General features: G+C 76.1%; 2 protein-coding genes. Both read left to right on the top strand.

The window, feature by feature from the left end:
• Positions 1-525: 525 nt before the first annotated feature.
• On the top strand, positions 526-768 hold the full coding sequence (locus tag Q0A33_RS16535; RefSeq protein WP_344334435.1) for a WhiB family transcriptional regulator: 243 nt from the start codon (positions 526-528) through the stop codon (positions 766-768).
• A partial coding sequence (locus Q0A33_RS00245) for a hypothetical protein (RefSeq protein WP_291791412.1) occupies positions 765-3,044 on the top strand: 2,280 nt, incomplete at its 3' end. The genes Q0A33_RS16535 and Q0A33_RS00245, both read left to right, overlap by 4 nt.

Here is a 3,044-nt window from a genome sequence, read left to right as displayed (position 1 = left end):
TCGCTCGCCTCCGCGCGTCGGAGGTGCGCGGAGGCGCCGGGGGAGTGCTCTGCTGCCATGCGGACATCTTCCCAGATGGAGGCTCCGCACAGGATTTCACCAAGCGAATTCACATTCAGGCACAATTTGTGTTGCTCGGATCGCCGTCGCACTACATGTAGTGTGGCGGATGCCGGTGCGGCGGATCTCCCTCGAACGCGCGTTCTATAAGCGGGGCAATGTACCAGGCCGCCGCTTGACGGGGGGCGAATGACACACGTGTAATTCATGTGTGATGAGTCGCCGGAACACCGACGGCAGAGGGGGATACCAGTGGCAGAAGCACGCAGGATGAACGCTGCACCTGAGCAGTGGGAGGTGCTGCCCCGCGAGACCGTGGGTGACAGGGCCGCCCAGGACTGGTTCGTGGATCCCGGTGCGGACCTCCCTTCCTACCGGCCGGACCCGCTCGACCTCGATCCCGTCTCACTGGCGCCCCGGCCCCGCTCCGGCGACCAGGGCGAGGCGGTCTCCCCGCTCTCGCTCCTGCTGGGCGGCTCCGGGGACGGCGATCTCGCCTGGCAGGACCAGGCGCTGTGCGCCCAGACGGATCCGGAGGCGTTCTTCCCGGAGAAGGGCGGGTCCACCCGGGAGGCGAAGAAGGTGTGCGCGTCCTGCGAGGTGCGCTCCGAGTGCCTCGAGTACGCACTGTCGAACGACGAGCGCTTCGGGATCTGGGGCGGCATGTCCGAGCGTGAGAGGCGACGGCTGAAGAAGCAGGCTGTGTGAGCGACGGCGTCGTCGTCGCGAGGGATTCCGCGGAGGCGTCCGCCGCCGAGGAGTTCGCACGCGCACTGGCCGACGGCGCGGAGTGGATCTGGCTGCAGGGGCCGGAGGACCGGCCGCAGCCCGGGGCGCTCGCCCATCTGCTTGAGGTGGCGCACTCCGGTGACGCGGTGGGGCTCGTGGGCCCGCGGCTGCAGCTCGCGGGCTCCGAACGCCTCGTCTCCGCCGGGGCGACGACCACCGCGGCCGGCCACCGGCTCAGCTCCGTGCACCCCGGCGAGGTGGAGCAGGGCCAGTACGGCCGCACGGAGGACGTCTACGCCCTCGACACCCCCGGCCTGCTCGTCTCCGCCGCCGCTGCACGGGAAGTGGGTCCCCCCTCGGGCGCCCTGCCCACCTCCTACCGCGGCATCGACTACTCCCGCCGCGTCCGTGCCGCCGGCTTCCGCGTGGTCCTCGCGCCCTCTGCGGCGGTGGAGGTGCCCGCGCACACGGCGCGTGCGCTGGTCTCGTCGCCGCGCCCTCTCCGCGCGGCGGCGGATGCGCGCGCGGAGCACAGGTACCGGCTCTCCCGGGTCCGGCCCACGGCCGCGTGGCACCTCGTCCTCCGCCTCCTCTGCGCCGCACTGCTCGCCGCCGCCGGCAGGCTCTGCGCCAACGACCTCGCCGGCGCCGGTCGCTGGCTGAGCGCCGCGGGCTCGCTGGGCGCGGACGCGCGCGCCGTCGCCGGGCTGCGCCGGAGCGCTCCGCGCACGGAGCCCGCGCCGGCGCTGCTGGCCGCGCGGGCGGACCTCGCCGCGGCCCGCCGCGAGCAGCGCGAGGCCGGGACGGACGGCACCGCCGCCTGGTGGCAGACCGAGGCCGCGGGCGAGGGCGGCACCGGCTCCGCCGAGGAGGCCGCGGCCAACACCGGCGAGGAGCTCCAGTCCTTCTCCCGGGTCGACACCGTCTCCTCGCGCAGCGTGTTCGCCCACCCCTTCACCTGGGTCCTCCTGGGCACCCTGCTCGCCGGTGCCCTCCTGGGCCTGCGCCTCGTGGGGCCGGGGGCCCTCACCGGCGGCGCCCTCCCGCGCCTCGACGTGGACCCGGGGCAGACGATCGAACGGCTGCTGAGCCTCCGCCACGACGCGGGCCTGGGCGCCCGGGCCCCGGCGGACCCCCTGCTCGTCGTCCTCGCCGTCCTCTCCCTGCCCTTCGGGGGCAGCGCGGACGCAGCCGCGCGCGCACTGCTCCTGCTGGGGCCGGCGGCCGCCGCCGCGACCATGTATGCGTCTGCCGGGATCCTCACCCGCGCACGCTCGCTCCGCGCACTGCTCGCGCTCGTCTGGGCCGCCTCGCCCGCCTTCCTCGTCTCCGTGACGGAGGGACGGCTGGGCACCGTGCTGGCATGGCTGCTCATGCCCGCCGCGGTGCGTGCGCTGCGCACGGCGGTGCGACGCCGGAGCATCGAGGCCGCGGCCGCGGCGGGCCTGGCGCTCGCCGTCGTCTGCGCGGGCATGCCCGTGCTCCTCGTCCCGGCCGTGACGCTGGGGATCGTCCTGCTCGTCCGCACCCGGCGGCTCCGGCTGATCTGGACGGTGGTCCCGGTGCTCGCCCTCCACGCACCCTGGCTGGTCGGCGCGCTCCGTCACCCCGGAGCGCTGCTGGCGGATCCGGGCCTCACGCTGCCGTTCCTCGTGGGCCGCTCCTGGGGACTGCTGCTGGGCTGGCCCGAGGTCCCCGTCTCGCAGGCGCTGGGCGACCTGCCGGCGGCCCAGTTCGCCTGGCTCGCGCCGCTGCTGTCCCTCCCGCTGCTCCTGGCGGCCGGCTCCGCCTACTTCCGCCCCTCCGCGCCGGACGGGCTCGTCATCGCCTCGACCGTCCTCACCGTGGGCGGCCTCAGCCTCGCCATCGTGCAGACGATGACCGCCGCCGGCACCACCGCCGTGCGCATGGTCTCCGCCTGGCCCGGCGCCGGGCTCGCGCTCCTCACGCTGGGCGCCTGCGGTCTGCTCGCCTCCTCACAGCTGCGCGGGAGCGGGCGCCGCGGCGCGGAGCTGCGTCCCCGCACGCCGCTGGTCCGCGCCGCCGTCGTGGGTGCGGCTGCCTCGGCGGTGCTCGTGCTCGTCGCGCTCACCGCGGAGGGAGCCGCGGGCGGCACCCAGCTCGGCCGCACGCAGGACTCCCGGCTGCCCGTCTTCGCCGGTGAGCGGGCGTGGGGGCCCCCCCGCCCCCCGCCCCCCCCCGGGGGGGGGGGGGGCGGGGGGGGGGGGGGGGGGGCGGCCGGGGGGGGGGGGGGG

The sequence above is a fragment of the Brevibacterium sp. genome (genome assembly GCF_022712115.1).
Taxonomy (GTDB): domain Bacteria; phylum Actinomycetota; class Actinomycetes; order Actinomycetales; family Brevibacteriaceae; genus Brevibacterium; species Brevibacterium salitolerans.
This window is presented reverse-complemented; position numbering and strand designations above follow the sequence as displayed.